The organism is Nitrospirota bacterium (assembly GCA_016235245.1).
Lineage (GTDB): Bacteria > Nitrospirota > Thermodesulfovibrionia > Thermodesulfovibrionales > UBA6898 > UBA6898.
The window spans coordinates 3,413-25,261 of the sequence record JACRLO010000032.1; the positions used below are offsets into that span (position 1 = coordinate 3,413).

At 53.2% G+C, this 21,849-nt stretch carries 13 protein-coding genes; all 13 read right to left on the minus strand.

Annotation, left to right across the window (positions count from 1 at the left end):
• Nucleotides 1-196 (minus strand): response regulator (locus HZB31_12990; GenBank protein ID MBI5848835.1); only part of this gene is annotated, 196 nt, incomplete at its 3' end.
• Between the two features lie 22 nt (nucleotides 197-218).
• A complete protein-coding gene (locus HZB31_12995) occupies nucleotides 219-3,866 on the minus strand; it encodes a response regulator (protein ID MBI5848836.1) in 3,648 nt (1,215 codons plus the stop codon).
• Nucleotides 3,867-3,904: 38 nt separating this feature from the next.
• The gene (locus tag HZB31_13000) at nucleotides 3,905-5,098 is read right to left on the minus strand and encodes a HAMP domain-containing protein (protein MBI5848837.1); all 1,194 of its coding nucleotides are present in this window, start codon (nucleotides 5,096-5,098) and stop codon (nucleotides 3,905-3,907) included.
• A complete protein-coding gene (locus tag HZB31_13005; protein ID MBI5848838.1) occupies nucleotides 5,095-5,982 on the minus strand; it encodes a hypothetical protein in 888 nt (295 codons plus the stop codon). Before HZB31_13005 ends, HZB31_13000 begins: the two co-directional genes overlap by 4 nt.
• Nucleotides 5,983-6,028: 46 nt before the next feature.
• Nucleotides 6,029-8,116, minus strand: a complete 2,088-nt coding sequence (locus tag HZB31_13010) for a TonB-dependent receptor (protein MBI5848839.1) — start codon at nucleotides 8,114-8,116, stop codon at nucleotides 6,029-6,031.
• On the minus strand, nucleotides 8,113-10,149 hold the full coding sequence (locus tag HZB31_13015; GenBank protein MBI5848840.1) for a PAS domain S-box protein: 2,037 nt from the start codon (nucleotides 10,147-10,149) through the stop codon (nucleotides 8,113-8,115). Before HZB31_13015 ends, HZB31_13010 begins: the two co-directional genes overlap by 4 nt.
• 9 nt (nucleotides 10,150-10,158) lie before the next feature.
• Nucleotides 10,159-11,196, minus strand: a complete 1,038-nt coding sequence (locus HZB31_13020) for a uroporphyrinogen decarboxylase family protein (GenBank protein MBI5848841.1) — start codon at nucleotides 11,194-11,196, stop codon at nucleotides 10,159-10,161.
• Entirely contained in the window at nucleotides 11,193-11,858 is a 666-nt protein-coding gene (locus tag HZB31_13025; GenBank protein MBI5848842.1) for a cobalamin B12-binding domain-containing protein, read from the minus strand. The genes HZB31_13020 and HZB31_13025 overlap by 4 nt, the downstream gene beginning before the upstream one ends.
• 14 nt (nucleotides 11,859-11,872) lie before the next feature.
• Nucleotides 11,873-13,189, minus strand: a complete 1,317-nt coding sequence (locus tag HZB31_13030) for a DUF4445 domain-containing protein (GenBank protein ID MBI5848843.1) — start codon at nucleotides 13,187-13,189, stop codon at nucleotides 11,873-11,875.
• A complete protein-coding gene (locus HZB31_13035; protein MBI5848844.1) occupies nucleotides 13,186-14,946 on the minus strand; it encodes a PAS domain-containing protein in 1,761 nt (586 codons plus the stop codon). The genes HZB31_13030 and HZB31_13035 overlap by 4 nt, the downstream gene beginning before the upstream one ends.
• Nucleotides 14,870-15,787, minus strand: coding sequence for a phosphate/phosphite/phosphonate ABC transporter substrate-binding protein (locus HZB31_13040; protein MBI5848845.1), 918 nt, complete (start codon nucleotides 15,785-15,787; stop codon nucleotides 14,870-14,872). Before HZB31_13040 ends, HZB31_13035 begins: the two co-directional genes overlap by 77 nt.
• A 111-nt stretch (nucleotides 15,788-15,898) precedes the next feature.
• A complete protein-coding gene (locus HZB31_13045) occupies nucleotides 15,899-18,742 on the minus strand; it encodes a PD-(D/E)XK nuclease family protein (protein MBI5848846.1) in 2,844 nt (947 codons plus the stop codon).
• Nucleotides 18,739-21,843: a UvrD-helicase domain-containing protein gene (locus HZB31_13050; protein MBI5848847.1), complete on the minus strand. Its 3,105-nt coding sequence runs from the start codon at nucleotides 21,841-21,843 to the stop codon at nucleotides 18,739-18,741. Before HZB31_13050 ends, HZB31_13045 begins: the two co-directional genes overlap by 4 nt.
• Between the last annotated feature and the right edge of the window lie 6 nt (nucleotides 21,844-21,849).

Sequence of the window (21,849 nt, forward strand, 5' to 3'; positions counted from 1 at the left end):
ACCCGTCCATTTCCGGCATACGCACATCCATCAGCACGATCGCAAAGTCATGCTTCAAAGAGAGGCCCAGCGCTTCATTGCCCGAGCCAGCCTTGTATATGGCAAGCCCCATATCCTCCAGAAGTCCTTCAAGCGCAACCAGGTTCTCAGGCCGGTCGTCTACCAGCAATACCGGTATCTTTTCGGGTTCAGTCATTTCCGTTTATTCCCTCTTCAGGTTACGTCTGCCGGTAGAGCCAGACCCGCAGGAGCGAAAGGAGCTTTTCAATATCGAGCGGCTTGGATATATAGTCGCTTGCCCCGGCCTGAATGCATTTTTCCTGGTCCCCTGCCATTGCCTTGGCGGTCATGGCAATAATAGGCAGATTCCGGCAGCGAGGGTCGAGGCGGATCGCGCGGATCGCCTCGTACCCGTCCATCTCGGGCATCATGATGTCCATGAGAACGATATTAATATCCTGATGCTCCCGTATTCTGGCCAGGGCCTCCTTCCCGTTTTCAGCCTCGATGATGACCATGTTTTTGTCTGACAGGATGCTCGAGAGGGAAAAGACGTTGCGCATATCGTCATCCACCAGCAGCACTTTTTTCCCCTCAAGCATGGCCTCCCGGTCGAGCGCAGCCCGTATCATCTTCTGCTTTTCCCGGGGCAGATCGTTTTCGACCATATGGAGAAAGAGGGTCACTTCATTTAAAAGCCGTTCCGGACCCTTTGCCCCCTTGATAATGATACTGCGTGCGTAATGCTGCAGTTTCAGCTCCTCCTCATGGGAAAGGTCGCGGCCGGTATGTATTATGACCGGGATGCTCCTGAGCTTCTCATCCCGGTGTATATGTTCAAGCAGATCAAAGCCGGACATGTCCGGCAGGCCGATATCAAGGACAATGCAGTCAATCTGCCTTTGGCCGAGGATATCGATTGCCTCTCTGCCGGTGCCGGCAACACTGATCTCAAGGCTGCGGTCCTGCAGGAGACTCGTCATGCTCTGGGCCTCGCCCGCATTGTCCTCGATGATAAGCAGTCTTCTCATGGTCTTTGTGACACTTTTCTCTATGCTGCTGAATACCTCTTCCAGCTGGGCAGGCGTGACCGGTTTTGTGAAAAACCCGACAGCGCCCATTGCCATGCCCTTCAAGCGTTCGTCAAGACAGGTAATGAAATGGACCGGGATATGACGGGTAGCAGGATTGTCCTTGAGGCTCCGCATGACACTCCAGCCATCCATGCCAGGCAGCATCACATCGAGTATGACCGCAGACGGCAGATACGTTTCAACCAGATGAATGCCGCTTGTGCCGTCTGCAGCCACAATACAGCCGAACCCTTTATCCCTGACCATGGTCATCAGGGTCCGGGCAAAATTCAGGTCGTCCTCGATAATCAATATGCTCTTATCATCCTTTTTAAGTCTGTCCCTGTCGTCCGGCAGAGGCCTCATAATCTGAAGCAGTCCGGCAGTTTCAGCACTATCAGCCTGAGCTGCAACCGCAGGCATCCCTGTTTGGGGGGCATTCAGAAGAGTCGGGGCCGGTGGGCCGTCAGCGGCTTTCCCGGAAACAGGGAGATAAAGGGTGAACGTACTGCCCTTGCCTCTTTCGCTTTCAAGCGTAATGTCGCCTCCCATCCTGCGGGCCAGCTGCAGTGATATGGACAACCCCAGCCCGGTTCCTCCAAACTTGCGGCTCGTGCTGCCGTCTGCCTGCTGAAAGGCCTGAAATACGAGGTCATGCTTGTCCTTCTCAATCCCGATCCCGGTGTCCCTTACCATGAAGGAGACCGCAGGCATTGACAAAGGGTTTGCCCCGGCAGGGGCAGCTATACTGAGTTCGACAGAGCCTTTTTCCGTAAACTTGAAGGCATTTGAAAGCAGGTTTTTCAATATCTGCTCGGTGCGCTGCTCATCTATCCTGAGCTTTTTCGGTGTGCTCTCCTGGACGATAACGCTGAAGTCAAGGCCCTTCTGCCCGGCCTGTGGCCTGAACATCTCTTCGAGGTTTCTACAAAAGGCACCAGTCTCGACATCTTCATAAAGCAGTTCAAGCCGGCCGGCCTCCACCTTCGAGAGGTCAAGGATATCATTGATCAGGTTCAGGAGGTCCTTGCCTGCACTGTGTATGGTCGCGGCAAACTCCTGCTGTCTGTCTGTCAGGGTGCCCTCCTTGTTCTCTATAAGCAGGCTCGACAGGATCATCATACTGTTTAGGGGCGTGCGGAGCTCGTGGGACATATTGGCGAGAAATTCTGATTTATACGAGCTCGTCTTCTCCAGCTCAGCCGCCTTGCGCTTTAGTTCTGTGCTTGCTGCCTCGATTTCCCGGTTCTTTATCTGGATCTGCTTGCCCTGCTGTTCGAGCATCTCGGCCCGCTCTTCAAGTTCTTCGTTGGTCTGCTGCAGTTCCTCCTGCTGCACCCTGAGTTCCTCTGTCTGCTGCTGGGTCTGCTCAAGGAGCTCGTTTATACGCTGGCGGGAGTGCGATACCCCAAGCCCAATGGCAATGCCCTCCATAGCCTGACTCAGGAAATCGAGCTCGTTATCGCTGAAAGGCCTGAAGGTGCCGAGTTCCATGGCAGCCACGAGCTGTCCGTTATGCAGCAGCGGCAGGGCAACAATATTTTGCGGCACCGACTCGCCAAGGGCGGAGCCGATCTTCACGTAGTCAGGTGGAATATTTGAAAGGCATATCGTCTTTTTTTCAAGGGCCGCCTGTCCGATGAGACCTTCTCCGGGCTTAAAGCGGTCCCCCAGATGCTTACGGTGAGTAAAGGCGTAGGTGGCAGCAAGTACAAGGGCCGCTCCCCTTTCGTCATAGAGATAAAAAGCGCCTGCGCCTGCCTTGAGGTACTCAGACAGGAAGGTCAGGACCTTGTCCGCCATCTCCTCGGTCTTCTGCTCTCCTCTCATCAGGGCATTTAATTCGTTAAGGCCTGTCTTTAACCAGTCGCGTCCCTGTTCCTCATGCCGGCTCTTCCGCAGCGATTCGGTCATCCGCGCAAATGCCTGATCAAACGAAAACTGTACTTCGCTCATGCCTATGATAGCCTTAAGCAGCAAACCGGCTTCGTCCCGACTGAACCGTTCCTCTTCAAACGTCAATGGCTTTGTAATAGTCACGTCCCGTCCGAGATCTCCGTTTGCAATAGCCTCCAGCAGTTGGGCCTTTTCTTTTCCCCCTGCCTGCTGCAGCTGGACCGAATCGAGCACCAGACGCAAGGGGTTGACGATACTGCGGCTGATCAGTATGGATATAACAGCCGCAAGCAGCGAGGCGCTTAATGCAAGAATCAGCATGATCCTGCCGGTTTCCGCCGCATTGGCGATATCAGCAGTCGAAGTCTCTCCGGCAATCTTGGTCAAATGAGCCGACAATTTCTCAATAGCTTCGATTATTTCCTTTTCATTCTCGTAGGCAGTCACCGTCAGGTATTCAAAAGCCTCCCTGTCTTTATTCTGCTTGGCCAGTTCCAGGACTTTTTCCTGGTGTCGGATATATTCATTGTGGACATCCATCAAGGCGTCAAACAGCTGCTTTGCTTCGACATCGGGAAGGGTCTTTTCCAGATCCTTCGCGGTCTTTGTAACAATTCCGCGAAATTTTATTACGCGGCCTTCATAATACTCGATCTTCTTGAGGTCATTTTCAAGGATACTCTCACGAAGATTTGCGCGTACCCGCTGGAAATTTGAACTGACATCGCCAACCAGATTTATCGCAAGGACACCTTTTTCGTAGAGTCTGGTGTCAGATTCCCGCATTTTGTTGATCTGAACATAGCTGAACAGCCCAAGCGCAAGGGCAATAACTACCACAACCGCATATCCCGAGATCAGTTTATTTCTTATCTTCATATTTCCGTACCAGCCCATTTATCAACCTCCGCCTGTTTGAAAAGATAATAATGCGTTCATCCCAACTGCCCTGTGCTGCCTGATCCTGTCTGTTTCTCCAGTTCCTGTATCCTGTTCTTCAATTCGATCATCTTCAGTTCCCTGCCGACGAATAACTTATTGAATTTTTCGAGTTCAGCGTTTTTCTCCACAAGCTCGGCAGTTCGCTCCTTTACACGCTGTTCCAACTCTTCGTTCAGTTTGCGGATATCATCTTCGGCCTTTTTGCGTTCAGAAATCTCCGCCAGAAGTTCGCTGTTGGCCTGAGCCAACTCGGCAGTCCGCTGCTCAACCCTATGTTCGAGTGTTGCTTTCGACTCCTGCAGCTCCAGTGCAACTTTGGCAAAGGCGTCGGTCAGAAGGTTCACGCCATTCACCAGTTCCCGCCATTTTCCGCTGAAGAGACCCGCATTGCCGCGACTGTCGAGCTTGCCTTCCTTAACAGCCAGAATAAGGCCGTCCGTCTCGCTCAGCACCTGCTGAATAATGGTTTTCATCCGCTGAAAGGTATTAGACAGCACACCGATTTCATCATGCCTCCGGGTATCTGCCTCCTGGCTGAAGTCACCGTCCGCAATTTGATTGGCAATATCCAGGATTTTGGAGAGAGGCTGTAACACCAGACCGATCAGGAAATACGCAAAGACACTGCCGCAGATGGTAAAAAAGAGGAGAAGCAGCATGCTCCGCTCAACGATCTTCCTTTCTGTTTCCTTCATGGAGGCTTTTGAGAAGACCAACCGGACCCAGCCGATATGTTCCCTGAGCGTTTTTACACTGTCGGTCTCATAGAGGACGTCTGTCTCGTCCTGCATCCTCAGCGCAAAAACAGGGGCATAAAAGACAAAGAAGCCGCTTTCCTCTGAACTGTAAATCTGTCCGTTTGAATTCAGGGCAGGCGTCGGCCCTGACCTCGGGGGGCCATCGTGCATCAATTCCTTCATGCTGCTGTCATAAAATGTGACTGAATATATATCTGATCTGGCTTTCAGGAATAAGACGATATCTTTCAGAAGCCGGGGGCTTCCTGAGAGGATCGGCAATTCACCATTCTTGGTCGCCAAAGACGTTATGGTTTCTGCCCTCTTGATGATCTCCATTCGTATGATGTTCTTCTCGGTGTTGATTGACTCCCAGGTATATACGAGTGAGATGACTGCGATGACCGATATCATGGATAGAAGCGCCTTTGTTTTAAGGATCATTTTCATGGATAGATCCTCCTGGCCATTTTCAGCATCTCATCAGGTATGCGGATGCCCATCTTTCCGGCGGTTTCCGTATTCAGATAGAGGTCGAAACGCCTGGACGCTGCAGGGGGGAGTTGCTCGACCTGCGTGCCGTTGAGCACTGCTGACGCATACTCGCCTATCATCCTGCCATGACTGAGGAGGTCCACTACCAGGGCAAGCAGGGCACCATCCCTGACCTGTCGTTCTGAAATGCCCAGAAGGGGGATACTCTTTCTGAAAGAGAGAAGATAGGTCTCTTCCATGGCAGTTGGTGTCAGGATAGAGACATTAGGAAGGAACAGGATAGCATCCATATTGCCAAGCTGTTTAAGCGTGTCGACAAATTCAACGCTGTTTTTTACGCTGTAGTCGTTCCAGCGCGGAAGGCTGTGCCCATCCAGGATATTAATTTGTTCGCGGCTGCCTATAACAGCCACAGTCTTAATGGAATTGAGATATTTCTTAACCAGATCTGCGTATTCCCTGACCGGGGTTGCCATATAAATACCGGTTAGGTTCTGCCTGCTGATGGCAGGGGGGGTGAGAATTAAACCGTAAATAACCGGAATGTCTGTCGGCAGGGTTTGGGCCTCGGCAAGAGCATCCCGGCCAAGCGCTATCACGATCCTGCACTGCTCCTTTCCGACAATGCGGCGGAGCGTCCCTTTTGTCTCGTCCGGAGAATAGATACTGATGGAGCTCCTCAGCGTCTTCCTGATTCCGGAAATGACCTCAGCAACCAGTTTGAGTTGCGTATCGCCTATGATAACGACCTCTGCCGCCTCAGCCCTCGATATAAGCATCACCGGGGCAAGTGCGGCAAAGAGCGTAATCAGTATGAAGAGACCGCTTCTTTTCACCATAACCTCAAAGGTTGTATGTAAGCGTCTTGCAGCAATGCCCTTTCCCTTAAAATTTATACACGATATTTACCAATACCGAAATGCCTTCGCGAGGGAAATCATCCGGAATCTTGTTGGCACCTCCGGAGGTGTCCGGATCATGGTAATGCTTGTTAAACAGGTTGTGGCCGACCAGCTGAAACTCCAGGCCCTTGTATAACCCATGGGCTGTTAAGGCAATATCCACTGTTGTATATGAAGGCATCTCAGACCGGATGTCACCCTGGGCGCGGGGCCGTGCGCCTGTCCACTGGATATCGCCATGCAGATTCAGATATCGGCTCAGACCGTAATTCAGACTGGCAGTTGCCCGATGGGAGGGGACGTATGGCAAACGCTGGCCGGTGACGCCGTCACGCGGGTCCTGCCAGGCATAGGTCGTTTTCCAGCGGATGGAATCAAAGGCCCTGCCTTGCAGCCCCGCCTCCACTCCCTGAATATCGGCCCTGCCTGCATTGATAAAGCTGGTAGGGGTCACGCTGCCGTCTCTCGTGATCAAATCGTCAATGTCGCTATGGAAGTAGTTGAGTTCAAGCTGTAGTGTTCGTGAAATACGATATGCCACCCCCGCCTCAAGAGTCTCGATCCTTTCCGGCTTGAGATTTGGGTTGCCTGCATTTGATACCGTGTTTATGTTGTACAGCTCCTGGAAATTGGGGGCGCGGAAGGCCCGGCCATAGAGCAGTTTCAAATCGGCGTTTTCCAGAACAGTCCATACCAGACCTGCCCGCGGGCTGATGGCATCGCCAAAGTCACTATAGTGGTCATAACGGGCGCCTACGGTCAGATTGATACTCTTTGACAACTGCCACTCGTCCTGAAGGTAAAACGATGCATTCTGCCTCCCCACCTCCCGGTTCCAGTTGGCCACCTCCTGGAGCGGACCAACATAAGCTCCTGTCAATGGATTGAAGTTGGCAAGTCGTTTGACCCCGTACTGCTGGAAATCCTCGTAGACCAGACCCGTGCTCAGGCGGTTCCCTTTGAAAGGCTCCCAAGCGATCTGCCACTCTGTGCCGATAGTCCCATTTTGCATTATAGGCTCGCCTATCCTTCCCTCGGGGAAGCTGTTATTGAATCCGTTGGGGAGAGACTTGACAAGCGGGTCCTGGCTGTAGTGATCGTAATAGAGCTTGATCGTGGCGTCAAGATTCTCACTGATGCGCCGGTTCCAGGCAAGCTCACCCCAGTAGTTTTCGATATCACAATAATGGTTGGTTCTGTCCGTGACTGCAAAACCGAAGCCGATATAGTACCCTTTACGCGAAGTGAGATAGTGCCCCCTGAAGGAGAAGTCGCCGTAGACTACCTTCAGGAAGGCATCAGTCTGTTTGACATCAAGATGCGGTGCACCCGGCGCAGCTGAAAAAGGCGTGCTCCTGAGGACGTCTGACGCTACACGCAGATTGGGGCCGCTGCTGCGGTAGTAGTCTATACTCCCCGAGGCTGCCAGCTTGTCGCCATGGACAGCAGCTCCAACCAGATTGCCCTTAAAGGTATCAAAACTGCCGCCGCTTATCTTTGTCTCCAGACCGTCAATCTCTTCGGCATCACGGGTGATGATATTGATCGTGGCCATGAAGGCGCTGCTGCCATAGAGTGCGGAACCCGGGCCGCGTACCACCTCCACCTGTTTTATATTCTCGACCGGAAGTGTATCGGCCAAGAGATGAAGACCGCTGCCAAATGAATTCTTATTAATGGAGTGCCCGTCGATCATAATCAGGATTTTTTCATTGAACGTCGTTCTTATCCCGCGCACCTCAATCATATTTACACCATATTCATTCATCGAGATGCCGACTCCAGGCACCATCTTCAGTACGTCAAGCAGATTGCGCGCACCCATATCCCTGATTTCATCAGCGGTGATGACGGTGGCAACGGCAGGGGCCTTGCGCAGCGGAGTTGAGCGTTTAGTGGCGGTGACAAGGTCTTTTTCTTCATACAGGAGCTGAAGCTCGGCTGTTTCGTCAGGAGCCGCTGCCGCAGTCGCCTGAGGGGTCTGGGTCACGGTCTCAACTGCCTCCGCCTGCCAACTGGGGAGTAACAGACAGAACAGAAACAGCACAACAAATAACGATTGGACTTTCATGCCTTGCCTCCTTCCAGTTCCTTTATCTTCTCCTTTAATTCCTTCATGCGCAGCTCCCTGCCAACAAAGAGTTTGTTCATCTTTCCGAGTTCCGCGTTCTTCTGCTGCAGTTCCGCAGTCCGCTCCTTTACACGCTGCTCGAGCTCATCATTGAGCTTGTGCAGCTCATCCTCCACCCGTTTGCGTTCGGAGATGTCGGTGATTATCCCTTCAATGGCTATGATGCTACCCCCCTCATCACGGATCAGGATGTTCCGCTGGTTTATCCAGCGAATCTCCCCAGACTTATGGATGATCGGGAACTCATAGGTGGGGGGCATATCCCCCTGCAGCAGTCCCGACCACTGTTCTTCAAAATACCCATGCCAGTCCGGAGGGATGATCTTACGTATCAATTGCGGCGAGGCGTAGAATTCCTCAGGAGCATATCCCGACAACTCCGCAGCAGCAGGACTCATGTACTCATATCTGCCGTCAGGAAGCGACATACGATAGATGACGTCGCGGGCGTTCTCCGCAAGTCGACGGAACCGCTCCTCGCTCTTTTTCAGCGCCTCTTCAGCCCGCCTGCGCCCGGTAATATCGCGGACATATGCGCAGTTGTATTCCTTTTCGTTGAATTCGACATGGTTGGCGGTTATTTCGACCGGAATCCGCCGGCCGTCTTTCCCTGTAAGCAACGTCTCGAACCTGAGAAACCTGCATCTCCTGAGCTCTTCCCAATGCTCCTGCCAGGCAACGCCTGTATGTTCAGGATTGAGATCACACGTCTTCAGATGCAAAAAATCATCGTCAGAATATCCGAGCAATTCACAGGCCGCCCTGTTCCAGTATGAATACGATCCGTCCGGCCTGATCCAGAAAATTATATCGGCCGATCGGTCGACCGAAAACTGTGTGACCAGGAGTCTGGCTTCGATGCGCTTGCGTTCTTCGAGCTCAAGCTGCAAATCTTCGTTGGCTTTATGCAGTTCTGCGGTCCGCTCAATGACCCTTTTTTCGAGTTCCTCATTCGCCCTGCGGAGTTTCTCTTCAACGCGCCTGAGTTCGGTAACGTCGCGCATGACCACAACTGCACCAATCTTCCTGCCGCTCTCATCCCTGATCACGCTCCCATTGGCGAGTATAAAGCGTGCAGTCCTGCCCTTGACAACGATCGCCATGCCGGCATCTACAACGATTTCACCCTTAAAGGCCCTGGCAAGAGGTATCTCCTCTGTCAACAGGGGGGTGACCCCATCAGAGCGGTAGAGGTCATAATGTTTCGCCCATTCTTCGGGTGGGAGCTTCCTGGGGTCCATACCATGCCACTGCCTGGCGGTGCGGTTGAAAAGGGTAAGACTGCCTTCAGCGTCGCAGGCTACCACGCCGTCTGCCATACTCTCAAGCAGAGAGCGGCTGAACTCGCGCTCCCCGATTAACGCCATCTCAGCCCTCTTGTGCTCAATAATCTCCTTCTCCAACACTTCATTCGATTTACTCAATTCGTCATATGCCCTTTTTAGCGTACTTTGCCTGAGCATCTCATTTTTCAGTATGACTGCAGCATAATTAAAAAAGGCCGGAAGATAGGCCCTCAACTCCCTCATATCCATATGCAGATTTTCCATTTTGATAACGCCGACAATGTCGCTGCCGACTACAAGCGGAACAACCCAGGTCCATGCCCTGGTAAACTCGGGCGTATTCATCAGCGTGTTGCTGAAGTCATGTTCATATTCCATGGCAGCGCGTTTCTGCAGCACCGCATTCACCTGTGGGTCGTCAATTGCTTCGACCTTCTTTGCTCTGCCGAAAACATCCGCATAATAGATATCCCTGTTGATTGCATAGACGATGAGGTTCGTCCCGCCAATGGTATCGAGAACAGCCCTGAGCATATTCTCGATGGTATTTTCGAGGCCCGGCGTCTCACTCAGTTTCATCATCATGTGGTTGATAATCTGGAGGCAGGACTTTTCCTGCGCAAGCCGTGTGGTTCGCTCCTGCAGATTCGAAAGTTCGTCTTTCGCTATGCGTATCATCTCGCTCATGTCAGTCTGTCACCGCGTTTCATAACTGCCGAATTCATATGCAGCCTCAAGCATGGTCCTGATATTCTCCTCAGGAATCGCGTAGGGCATCACCCCTGTACCGAACAAAAAGCGTCCTCCCGGCATTCCGGCCCCGATTATTCTCCTGACCTCCGCCCTTATTTCTTCCGTGGTCCAGTCGATCAGTTTAATATCATTGATAACGCCACAGGTCAGCGCCCGGCTGTTAATGATCCTTTTGCCCTCCGCTATGTCATCGAGCGGGCTGAGATAATACGTCCCGATGCCTGTCTTTTCCATGACCGCCTCTATGGATGCCGTCAGCCGCGCCATACCGCAGTAAAAAACGACGCCCTGCGTGCCGCCAGGATTAAGGTCCTTTTCCATCCAGGGCAGGGATACCCCATCGAATATTTTCTTCGTGACGAAATCAGTTGAGCCGAAGGCGTTTGCATAGACGAAAACATCCACGCCGGCTGCGCGGTACGCTGCGATCTCTTTTCTGAAAAAGTCCGAGCACTTGCCGAGGAGCTCATCCCGCACGGCAACCGGTCCGATGAGCAGCAGTTCCAGCCACTTTTCCATGCCCATCAACAGAGCAGGCAGGGTCATCGATGCGGTCACATAGGCGCAGATCGGATACCTGCCAGCCGACTCCTGCTTCAGTATCCGCAGACAATTCAATTCCTCCTGAAAGACCGGATGATCAGTGACAGACTCAGGCACAAGCAGGTTATGGACATCGTCATAGGACTTTATTACAAAGTCCTGCACATTCGGAGGTCCGTCCTTGGCAAAGAGAATTTTTTTGCAGCCCAGCAGTTCGGCTTCCTTGCCGACATAGAAAAGACTCCAAAGGTTGTCATACCCATATTTTTCGCGCATCCGGAGCTGGGCCTCAGCCACATGTTCTCCTTTGGAAAAATATTCTTCGATCGACATGCCGAGCACCTTCGCGCCCTGGTCGCTCATGTTGCAGAATACCGGTATGCGGTCCGACGGTTCACCCTTGATTGCAGCAATCAGCCTGTCCATCCCCGTGATCATTTCCCCACCTCCCGGATACAATCTTCAATAACCCGGCCAGCCGTAACGCCGTCTTCAGCCCATGCATCTGCAAGCACAGCCTTATAGAGGTCATGGGCAAAATGAAACGGAGCTCCGCCGACCACGATCCTGATCGTGTCTTCGAGTCCGCGTTCTTTCAGTATCTGCCGGACCCGAAGGCAGCCGTTATCACCCTTGGCAGTATGGACCATCATGGCCGATATGGCGATCACCTCGGCGTTGCGTGCGACGGCCTCATCCACAAAGCGTTCGGGCGTGACATTGACGCCCAGATCAGTCACTTCGATCATACGGGCCTTGAGGCAGCCGATCACAATCCTCTTGCCAAGAGAATGCATATCGCCCTGCGCCGTCCCGATCACCACATGCCCTGCTACCGAAGGCGATACGGTAAATTTTGGGATCATCTCATCCGCAACTTCAGAGGCGATCTGGGCAGTCATGAAGTGCTGTGCCAGATTAGAGTCAAAGTTTTCGCTGATCGACCTTATCATGCCCTCCATTGCAGGCAGGACCACTCTGAAAACAATATCCTCCGGCGACATCCCCCTGTCTACGGCTTCATGGACAATGCGAAGCGCCCTTTCGCGGTCGGTATCGAAGATCGCCTCGCTATATTCTCTGATAACGCGGTCCAGCATTGCAGCCTCCTGTTTTATCCTGTGGCTTCGGAATCTCCGCTCCAGGGCCGCAAACGGAGATCCCGGATAAAAACATCTTCATATTCAGGAAGATATGACATATTGATAACAACGCTCCCTTTGTGCGGCCCCCCGGAGGCTCCGGGATTGCGGCATTCAGTCAGCAGCTTCTCAGCGCCTGCCAGGGCCGTATTGCCGCACAACTCAACATGCTGAAGGTCAACCGGCGGAAGCAGTCCGATCGCAATAGCGTTTGCCGCATCCAGATAACTCCCAAAGGCGCCGCTGACGCAGACTCGCCTGATTTCACTCAAGCGCAGTCCGGCCTTTCTGATCAGGCACTGAGCAGACGCAGAGACTCCGGCCTTTGCACGCTGCAGAGCGTCAATGTCCTGAGCAGTCACGATAATGTTCTCCTCTTTACTTATCGGCACAAAACCTTTTTTCCCTGCATCCCCCTTTAACCTGCCCGATTCTGAGAGGAGCCCGGACCGCAGCATACAGGCAGAGATATCAATAAGACCCGAGCCGCATATCCCTTCAGGAGCCCCGCCGCCTATTACGTCAGGTATAAAGACTGAATGAACCGGATCACACTGCACGCGGCAGATGGCCCCCGGCTCTGCAGCCATGCCGCACCTGATCCCGCTGCCTTCAAAGGCAGGACCGCCCGCAGCCGATGTAGCCCAGAGGCGGCTGCCATCCCATAGCGCGATCTCCGTATTCGCGCCAAAATCGAGCAGCAGAGAGCCGACCTGCCCCCCGGCAAGTCCTGTTGCAATAATCCCGGCATAAAGATCCGAGCCGACAAACCCTGCCATCGGCTGAACAACTTCGATCCTGCAGGCCGAATTGACGCCCCAGTTTTCACGTATGCCCTGCAAATCCGGAAACCTGCATTCAATCACCTGGTTCCACATCCCGGGCCTAAGCAGAGCGTCATATCCCTGACCGGTCAGGAGCGCAAGCATGGCAGTATTTCCGACAACCGACACCTTTCTTATGTCAGAAACAGAGACTGCATGGTCAGTGCAGAGGCCCCGGATCAGCAAACCTATGGTCTCTCGAGCAGAACCGCTGAGCTCCCCGGCCGATGCTGCCGACTCCGACGCAGCGGTAAGCCTCGACAGCACATCAGCCCCGAACTCGGCCTGCGGGTTCCGGAGGCTTCGCCTTCCGATGCACTGCTTCCCGGCCAGGTCCCAGAGACTGACACGGACCTCCGTGGTCCCCAGATCTATTGCCGCGCCATAGCCGGTCATTTCTGTGCAGTTCTGTGTAATTGTCGAGACGCCGCAGTACGGCACCTTGTCAAGACGATCTCCGCTCATAAAACATCCGGCTTCGATTCCAGCACGGCAATCTTTTCCTTCAGTTGCACCATGCGCAATTCCCTGCCGACAAAAAGCTTGTTCATGCGCTCCAGTTCCTGGTTCTTCTCCTGCAGTTCAGCAGTTCTGTCCTTCACCCGCTGTTCGAGCTCTTCGTTCAGCCTCCGAAGCTCTCCCTCCGCGCGCTTGCGATCGGTGATGTCGCTCCAGATGGTGAGTGCACTTACGACATTTCCGGTTTCATCAAATTCCGGCACAATGCGCACAAACCAATATATTTGCTTCCCCTCTTTGGTCCAGTTCAAGTCGACACTGGCAACCGTGGATGATCCCATTGCAGCCATAAGCTTTTCCGTGAAAACGTCCGCCATGGGCGCCAGTTCGGTCGAGAGCTCGGTCGGTTTTTTACCGATGACCTCCTGCGATGAAAGGTGGTTTACCCGCTCAAACTCCGGATTAACATACATACGCCTGCCCTCCCGGTCATAGCGAACGATGACATCGGGCGTATTTTCAACTACCGCTCGGAATGCCTGTTCACTGGCGCGAAGCCTAAGTTCTGCATTCCTGCGCTCAGTCATATCCCGGGATAATACGGCAACGCCAATGACCGAATTGTCTTCCGCGAGAATGGGATTATGTGATACTTCGAAATACAACCTTGAGAGGGCGTCTTCACCGGAATAAGCCAATACAACGAAACGCTCGCCCGCAAGCGCCCGATCAAGGTTCCGTTGTGCTTTTTCCCGGTCCTCCGGCACGGTCATAAAATCCAGCAGACGCTCGCCGGTCCGAATCTCCCGGCCGTAGATCGCCTGCATGACCGCAGCGTGGCCGGCATTGAAACTCGTATAGCGGTAGTGCCGGTCTACGGAAAAAATAAGGGCATCGGCACTCTCGATGATACCCCGCAGGGTCGAGTATTGCTCTTTCAGCGCCTCCCTCTCGCGAATAAGGTCATGTTCCGTTGTGAAGAGTCTGGTCGAAGCATAGTTCAGGGATGCCCCCAGTTCTTCGATTTCGATGGCCTGATGCCCAACCTCCATCTGGTCGCCTTTGCGTTCGTCAAGACTGCGCGCAAAAGAGCTGAGACGACCGACAGCCAATACTGTCGGTCGCAGCACGAGAAGGAGCATAAATCCACTGCAGACGACCCATAAAAGCGAGAGCATGAGGCTGTTTTTCCAGGTCTCCTCCTGTACTTCGCTGATTGAAGCCATGCTGAAGGTCGCCTTGATCCATCCGAGCATGCTGCCGGCTTGTATCGGCTGCCAGATGATCAATGCTCCCTTCTCAATGGTTATCAGGGAGGCTGCCTGAGGGGGGGGGATAATACGGTTAATCCCAGGCATGAGGCGCGGCTTCGAGCCTGCAGGACGCTCGATATCGCCGACGACAGCGCCGTCAGGCTCGCAGACCTGGAGCCGTGTGACATCAGGCAGTTCGGCAGATTTCAGAAGAAACGATTCAAGTCCTGCATAGTCCCTGAGCACAAGATAATGGGCAGCGTTTTCTGAGAAGCTCCTGGTCATGACGGCAGAATTGCTCCGCATGGTCGTAAGGAGCGTCTCTGACTGCCTTTGTGCCGTTATCCAGGCCGAAATTGCTCCGGTAGCAAAGAGGATGCACGAAACGAGGAGGATCAGCTGCGCATGAATCCGCCGGGGCAGAAACGGCATATCACTGTCCCCAATTGGTGAGACCCCTGACGTCGATCTCTTCCAGGGCGCGATAATCCCGCTCGTAGTCCGCAGCAACCGGGGCCGCCATCCTGAGCGTCTTAAACAGTTCAGCACCCTCTACGGTCACTGCTATGGCAAGCGAGGCCTTCTTCACCGCCTCCTGTATGGTCCTGGGCACGCGAGGATGAGCGCTGAACGGATGAGGGGCAATTTCCGGCGTCGTCAGAATCGGACGGAGCTGCCTGCGGGTCTCATCGGTCTCCCTCTCCAGTTCCGGTATAAACACCGCTCCTGCTTCGCTTTTTCCCAGAAGAACGTTGATGATCACGTTTCTGGTTGAGCCTGCATATTCCCTGGTGAATGCCAATTTGTCCTTATGTTTTCCCAGCAGGTGCTGGACAAATACGCTGCAAAGGTTCTTGTTGCCGACAAAAGAAATCGTTTTACCGGCCAGATCATCAATGCCTTTAACAGGGGAATCCCTGCGCACAAAGAGACCGATAGCGATATTCTTGCCGCCGCGTACCAGTGGCAGGTAGCCGCTTGATTTGTGGGCAACCATTACCTGGATCGGTGAGGAGAAGATGAAATCGGGAGCGCCGCTCCAGATATCCCGTTCGAATTCTGCCATTTGATCGTATACCTTGAGACGAAACTCAAGACCGGTCTCCCGGGAGAGACGTTCCACTAATGGCATCCATTGCGTATGTATGGCAACCGGCGGGGCAGAAGGAATAACAGCGATCGTGTAAGGATCATTACGCTGCTCCGCATAGGAAATCTGGCAGCAGGTCGCTGCCGTGAAAATAAGAAAAAGCCGGAGCAGGGGCAAGCGCAGAGAATACAGGCGCCACGTTATAACGGCATTGAGAAGCCGCTGCGCAGCGCCAAGATTTAACAAATCCCGGGTCTTCATACCATCATCGTATGACATTATGAAGCCACTGTCAAACTAAGATTTTAGCTTTATTATCAGGAAGTGCGGCCCGGAACCGCTTCTGAGCAAGACCGAAAAATTATGGGCAGATCATCTCTTTTTCACAATCCACTGGGTGCCGCAGATGAACCGGAAATCACAGTCAGGGCATGACCGCTTGATATCATGCGCCGGCACAAACGGGACCTCCGGATCAATGATCTCCCTAAGCAGCGACCGGATAATTGAACTCAGATTGTCATACACCTCTCCTGCGTTGTGGGCCTCAAAGAGCGGGACCTCGATTTCCCGGCTCATCACAGACCTGCCGAGCATCAGGTATGCGGCGTTCATTGACCGCAGATCGATATTGTTCTTCCCGGCATAGATCATCACGTAGCAGGGAAGCTGCAGACTGCCGATGGAGCTGCGCCATGTCTCAGGATCATCCGGAACGAGCTTCTTATGATTGATCTTCAGATAGGAAACAGCCGAACCGGTCTTATAGTCAATGATCAGAACCTTGCCGTTGCGTTTTTCGAGAATATCCATCCTGCCCTCAAGCCTGCAGCCCTCAACCGTGATCTCTTCCTTATATTCAGTCGCAAGGACCTCTATTTCGTTTTCCCTGACAAGCGGCAGATAATAGGCTTCTATGAAGGCAGCAAGCTGATCCGCCACCTGCTGCTCAAGCAGATAGTGCGCTCCGACCAGATCGCTCCCGTATTGAGCCTGAAAATAGCTGTGGGTCATGGCCCTGATCTCTGCAGGATCCATATCAGTCGCTGCAAGGGGCCTGCCCCTTTTGGTATCAAAAAATCTCCTGAGGATCGCATGGACCACGTTGCCGATATCGGTCCGCGCAATCTCACCGGTCATCTCATCCCGTTTTCCGATGCGCAGGAGATACTGGTAATAGAATTTGAGCGGACAGCGGAAATACGTGTCGAGCGCTGACGGACTGTATCGAAAAGTCTTCAGGGTCTGGACAATTTCGGCGGTTTTACCTATTTCCTCGGGCAGCTGGTTATTCAGCTTCACAAGATACTGGACAGGTCTGATATAGTCCCTGTCCGACTTCTTTTTTTCCTTCTGCTGCTTCTGCCAGAGCAGTCGCTCCACAAAGCGCGAGCGCTCCTTTGAGTCTGACTCGATAAAGAAGAGATGCGCCTCCTTTGAACCCTTTATAAGGATATCGAAATTGTAAGCAGCAAGCTGCTCCCGTTCGATATAGGTCGGCAGCCCCAGCAGACGGCGGGCCTTAAACGGCAGCAGTGAATCCTCCTTCTTTACCGAGGGCAGCACCTCTTCATTTGCATGCAGCACGAATATCCGGTCGAACTTCAGGCTCCGCGTCTCGAGCATGCCCAACACCTGGAGCCCCCGGACCGGAGCTCCCTCAAAAGGCACTGAGCCTGACCCAAGACATCTTCTTAAGAGCGCGAAGTATCCGTCCCGCTCTCTAAAGGACCGGTTGCAGAGGAGCGAACACTCCATATCGCTGATCGTCTGCAGGAAGGCATCTGCAAAACGGCTGAAGAGCGGGTGGAGCTTTGCGCTGCTGTTGTTGAAGATGAAGGTGAGCAGGCCCGTGCATCCGGCCGCAAAGTCAGCGACCGAACTGAACGAAAGGAAGCGTTTTATCGTCTGGTCATGGATCTTCCTGAGATGCGACCGCATCTCGTCAGCACTCCGGGCCAGCCCTGCACCTTTCAGCCTTTCCGCGATCTTCTGAAAAACCTCTGCATTCGTCTCTATCTCGTTGAGCGTAATGAAGGCCCGGACCGAGGTGCGCGAAAAGGACTCCTCGATCGTATGAAAGAGTATTCTGGTAACCTCTGCATTGGACTGGTAATAGATGTTCTTGGTATAGGGATGAAGCACAAAGTTCAGGTACGCAGGAAGGTAGACCCGGTCGCCCTCCATCGACCCGATCAGGTCCATGAGGTTCTGCAGGAAACCGAAGAGCGGCGTCCGCTCAAGGGGGTACCCGATCGATATGTTATAGTCACCGTCCTCAAGGCCTGACAGGCCCTGACGGATCAGAGGAAAGAGCATGTCAGACGAAGGCAGGACAATGGAGGTCTTCTCGTCAGGCAGCGCCTGTCCCTGCAGGGCCGCATTCAGCGCAAAGATCTGGCCATGCGTATCAGGGCTGCTGTAGAAGCTGATCTCAGGCAAAGGACCGGCATCTTCAGGGATATGCTCCTCGCCGATACCGAGGTCATGCAGCCGTTCTTCTATCCCCCTGCCCTGCTGAAATAGGAAATAGACGTCAGGACGATCGAGCAGACCTTTGAATATCTGATGCTCTGACCTTGTGAGCGCAAAGAAGCCTGCAAAGATGATCCTTTTGAATTTTGAAAGACCGGCACGGCTTATTCCGTCAGCCACAGCACGATATCTGACAGACCGTGTCGAGAACCCCAGCTCATCCAGTTGCTGATAGAACCGCTCGTAGAAATAGGCCAGGGATTGCAGCATCGCAAGAGAACGCTCCGGCACAGCGCCTGCAGCAAGATCGTTGATCTCTTTTACCCTGTTCAGCGGGACCTGCTCGATCAGCAGTTCCTCGATATCCCGGAATATCTTCATGCCGATCGGGAAGAAGCTGTCCAGAGAAAGGAAGTTCTGTCCGCCGATCCGCGCTGATGTCCGGGTATGGATGTCATGCAGGACCGCAACAGCATCCATTGGGCCTATCTTCCGCTTCTGCTGCCGTTCTTCAAACAGGGTGTCAATGCATTCGTCCATGGAATAGATGGCCGGCGGCAGGATGGAACTGCCGGCCTGCTCTGCGAGGGCCTTGCGCAGAAAATGGCCCGGCCGCCTGCCCGGAAAGACGATCATATAGTCGGAAAAATCCCTGCACTCAGCAGGCAGCAGCGACACGATCCCACTGATCAAATTCTCTGCTGAGGAAAGGACCCTGATATTCATCGGATCGTTATTCATTGAACCGTGGCCACCTTTCCGAGGTCAATGTACACAAGCATGCCGGCAACAGGACGGCCGCTGTACACAGGGCTTAGGATCTTCATATAGTTTCTCACCTGATCAGCGTGCCGTTCCTCTGAGCCGATATCACTGCCGGTCTTGAAGTCGACGATCGTGATGCAGTCGTCATCAACGACAAGCCGGTCGATCCTGAAGAGCCCGCCGTCAGCATCTACGATCTCCTGTTCGTTCATCACCTTTCTGCCAGGCATCGGACTGAAAAGGGCCTTCACCCCGCTCAGCTCAAGCATCCCAAGGACTGAGGCGACGGCCTCTTCAACACCAAATTCCGCTCCGGTCTCCCTGATTGCTGCATGCACAGCAGTTCTGGCATCCAGCTCAGGCGCACTGCCAAGATACACGATATGGGAGAGCACGTTATGTAGAAACTCTCCGCGCCTGCGTTCTGCAACGCTGATCAGGTCAGCAGATTGACGCGAATCCCGGACCCTGTTCTGATGGTGCAGGACTGAACAGACAAGAGGCTGCTCTTCCTTTGCCCTATGTATTCTAACTGTGCCGGTCTTTGGGAAATCACCTGCCGGGAGGATGTCAAACGGGAACGTATCCTTCTCTGCCTTCACGCCAACAACGTACATCTCCTCCTTTGCGCGGGTGAATCCGACATAGAGGCTGTTCAGCCTGGAGACCCAGTCCTTTTCAGATGCCTTGTCATAGAGCGGCTGCAGCTCAGGGGCGCTTATGCAGATATCCTTCGTGCATTTGAGAAAGCGCATCCTTTCATCGACCGCCTCCTCAAAATAGTCAAATGTCTGCGGCTTCGAGCGGTACAGAAGCAGAATGACCGCGGGGAATCCGAGACCTTTAGCCTTATGCACGGTCATGACCCGGACTGCCTCGATATTCTTCGGTACATCCATATTCCATGCAGAGGTGTCTGCATTCTCATCTTCGGCAAAATCGAGGAAGTCACGCAGACTGTTGAAGCCAGAGCCTTCAAAATCCTTGATCACCTCAAGGATCTTCACCAAAGTCGCCTGCTCATCGCTGCAGGTATCGAGAAGCCGGAAGGTGCTGAAGGCCTCGACCGCAAGATCGTACAGAGGGAAATAGCCTGCAACCCTGAAGAGGACTGCGAAGTACTGCTCCCACAACTCGGAAAAGGACTTCTGAAATGCCTTGTACAGCGGCTCTTTTCCTGATGTGGTATAAATAAGCTGCCTAAAATTATCCTGCCATTTATTATGGTCTGGTCCTGACCCATCACTGCCAAGCGCCTGCAGAAAGATCCCGCCGAGGATAAATGAAGCAAAGGCATGGTCGTCAATCGGCGAATCGAGGAAATTCAGCAGGCTGATCACTTCGCCGGTTATCTTTCTTCTCCGGATATCGAGGTTGCTGTATGAGATGAACGGGATCCCCTTTTCGTTCAGCCAGCCTGAGACCCGCACCGCATCCTCGTTCTTCTGTGTCAGCACCGCGATCTCGCTGCAGCTGAATTTTCTGGCACGCAGGTCTTCTATGATCCGCTGGATCTCTTCTTTCTCAGGCGGCTCTTCGTCATTCCGGTAGAGCAGGACCACCTCGGCATGGCCGAAATCACTCGAAGGCTCCCTAACCTCCTGCACGTAATCGGTCAGGCCGCTCAATTCCCCGTAACTGCTGTATTCTGTGCTCTCTTTCACCGCCTTCTTGAAGACCGCCTCGCTGAAGTCGAGAATACTTCTGAGGCTACGGGAATTCTTGTCGAGATTGTCGATCTTCGGCTTAAACGTGTCAAAATAGCAGCCGCTTTCCAGTTTTTTCATGATCGTGTAGTCTGCGTTTCTGAAGCCGTAGATCGCCTGCTTTGTGTCGCCCACAACGAAAAGGCTGCCTCCCTGGCTCAGGGAATTTTCAATAAGCGGCTGAAGATCATCCCACTGCACCGGCGAGGTGTCCTGGAACTCATCAATCAGGTAGTGATAGATCGTCTCGCCGAGCCTGAAATAGATATCAGGCACTTTAAATTCTCTAAGATGCTCTGCAAGGGTCCGGCTGATATCGCCGATAAAGACCCTCTCCTGCCGCTTCTTGACCATATCAAGCGTCTGGCTGAACCCGTCATATACCTTGAGATACGGGATATAGAATGATCGGGCATAACAGCCTGCATACTCGCAAACGACCTGTTTGAACGCTTCCCACCGCTCCAGTATCTCTTCGTATTCCTTTTTATATGCCTCGTCAGCCTTCTTCAGGCTGCTGACCGGAGCCGTCTTGAACTCTTTGCCGATCAGTTCAGAATGGCGACCCTCCTCTGCAAGCTGCGGCAGATTGGACTTCTTAAAGGATGAATTACCGTTCAGTTTAAAGCCTGTCCTGATGACCAGCTCATTGATCGCATTCAGCTCTGCAGTGATCCTGTTTTTCAGCGTGGCCATGGCCGCCATTGCTGCTGAACAATCTTCGATAAGAGGCTGGGCAGACATGGCCGAGAGCTTCTGGTAGATGCCCTTGATCTGTTCGAGGATCGCGGCTGACGGGTCCCAGAGGTACGCAGAATTGCCGTCCTTATGTTCGGAGATATAGGAGACGATAGACCCCAAAACTTCAGCATCAGGGCTGCCCCTGCGTATGCGGCGGAGGAAGAGGTCAAAGGTATAGACCAGGAGCGGACTGCTGTCCATGATGATCTCAAAGTCAGGGTTATACCCGAAATCTATTGCAGAGGCCTTGAAGACCGTGGTCATGAAGCTATCGATCGTGCGGACCTGAAAGTCGGAATAGTTGTCGAGTATATGTTCGAGCAGGGCTGCTGACCGCTCTCTCACTGCTTCACGGTCAAGGGAGAGCTTTTCACAAAGCTGATCAATACTTGCTGGATCATCGAGACAGGCCGCCTTCAGCCATTGGAGGATGCGCTCCTTCATCTCCTTGGCAGCATTGTTTGAGAAGGTTATGGCAAGGATGTTCCTGAGGTCGTTCATGGGGACCTTCTCCGGGTCGGAAAGCACAAAAGCAGCATACCGGAGGGTCAGTTCATGGGTCTTGCCTGCGCCTGCAGAGGCCTTCAGGATTTTTAGTCTGTCGGCAAAGGTAGTATCAATGTCAGTCATGGGTTG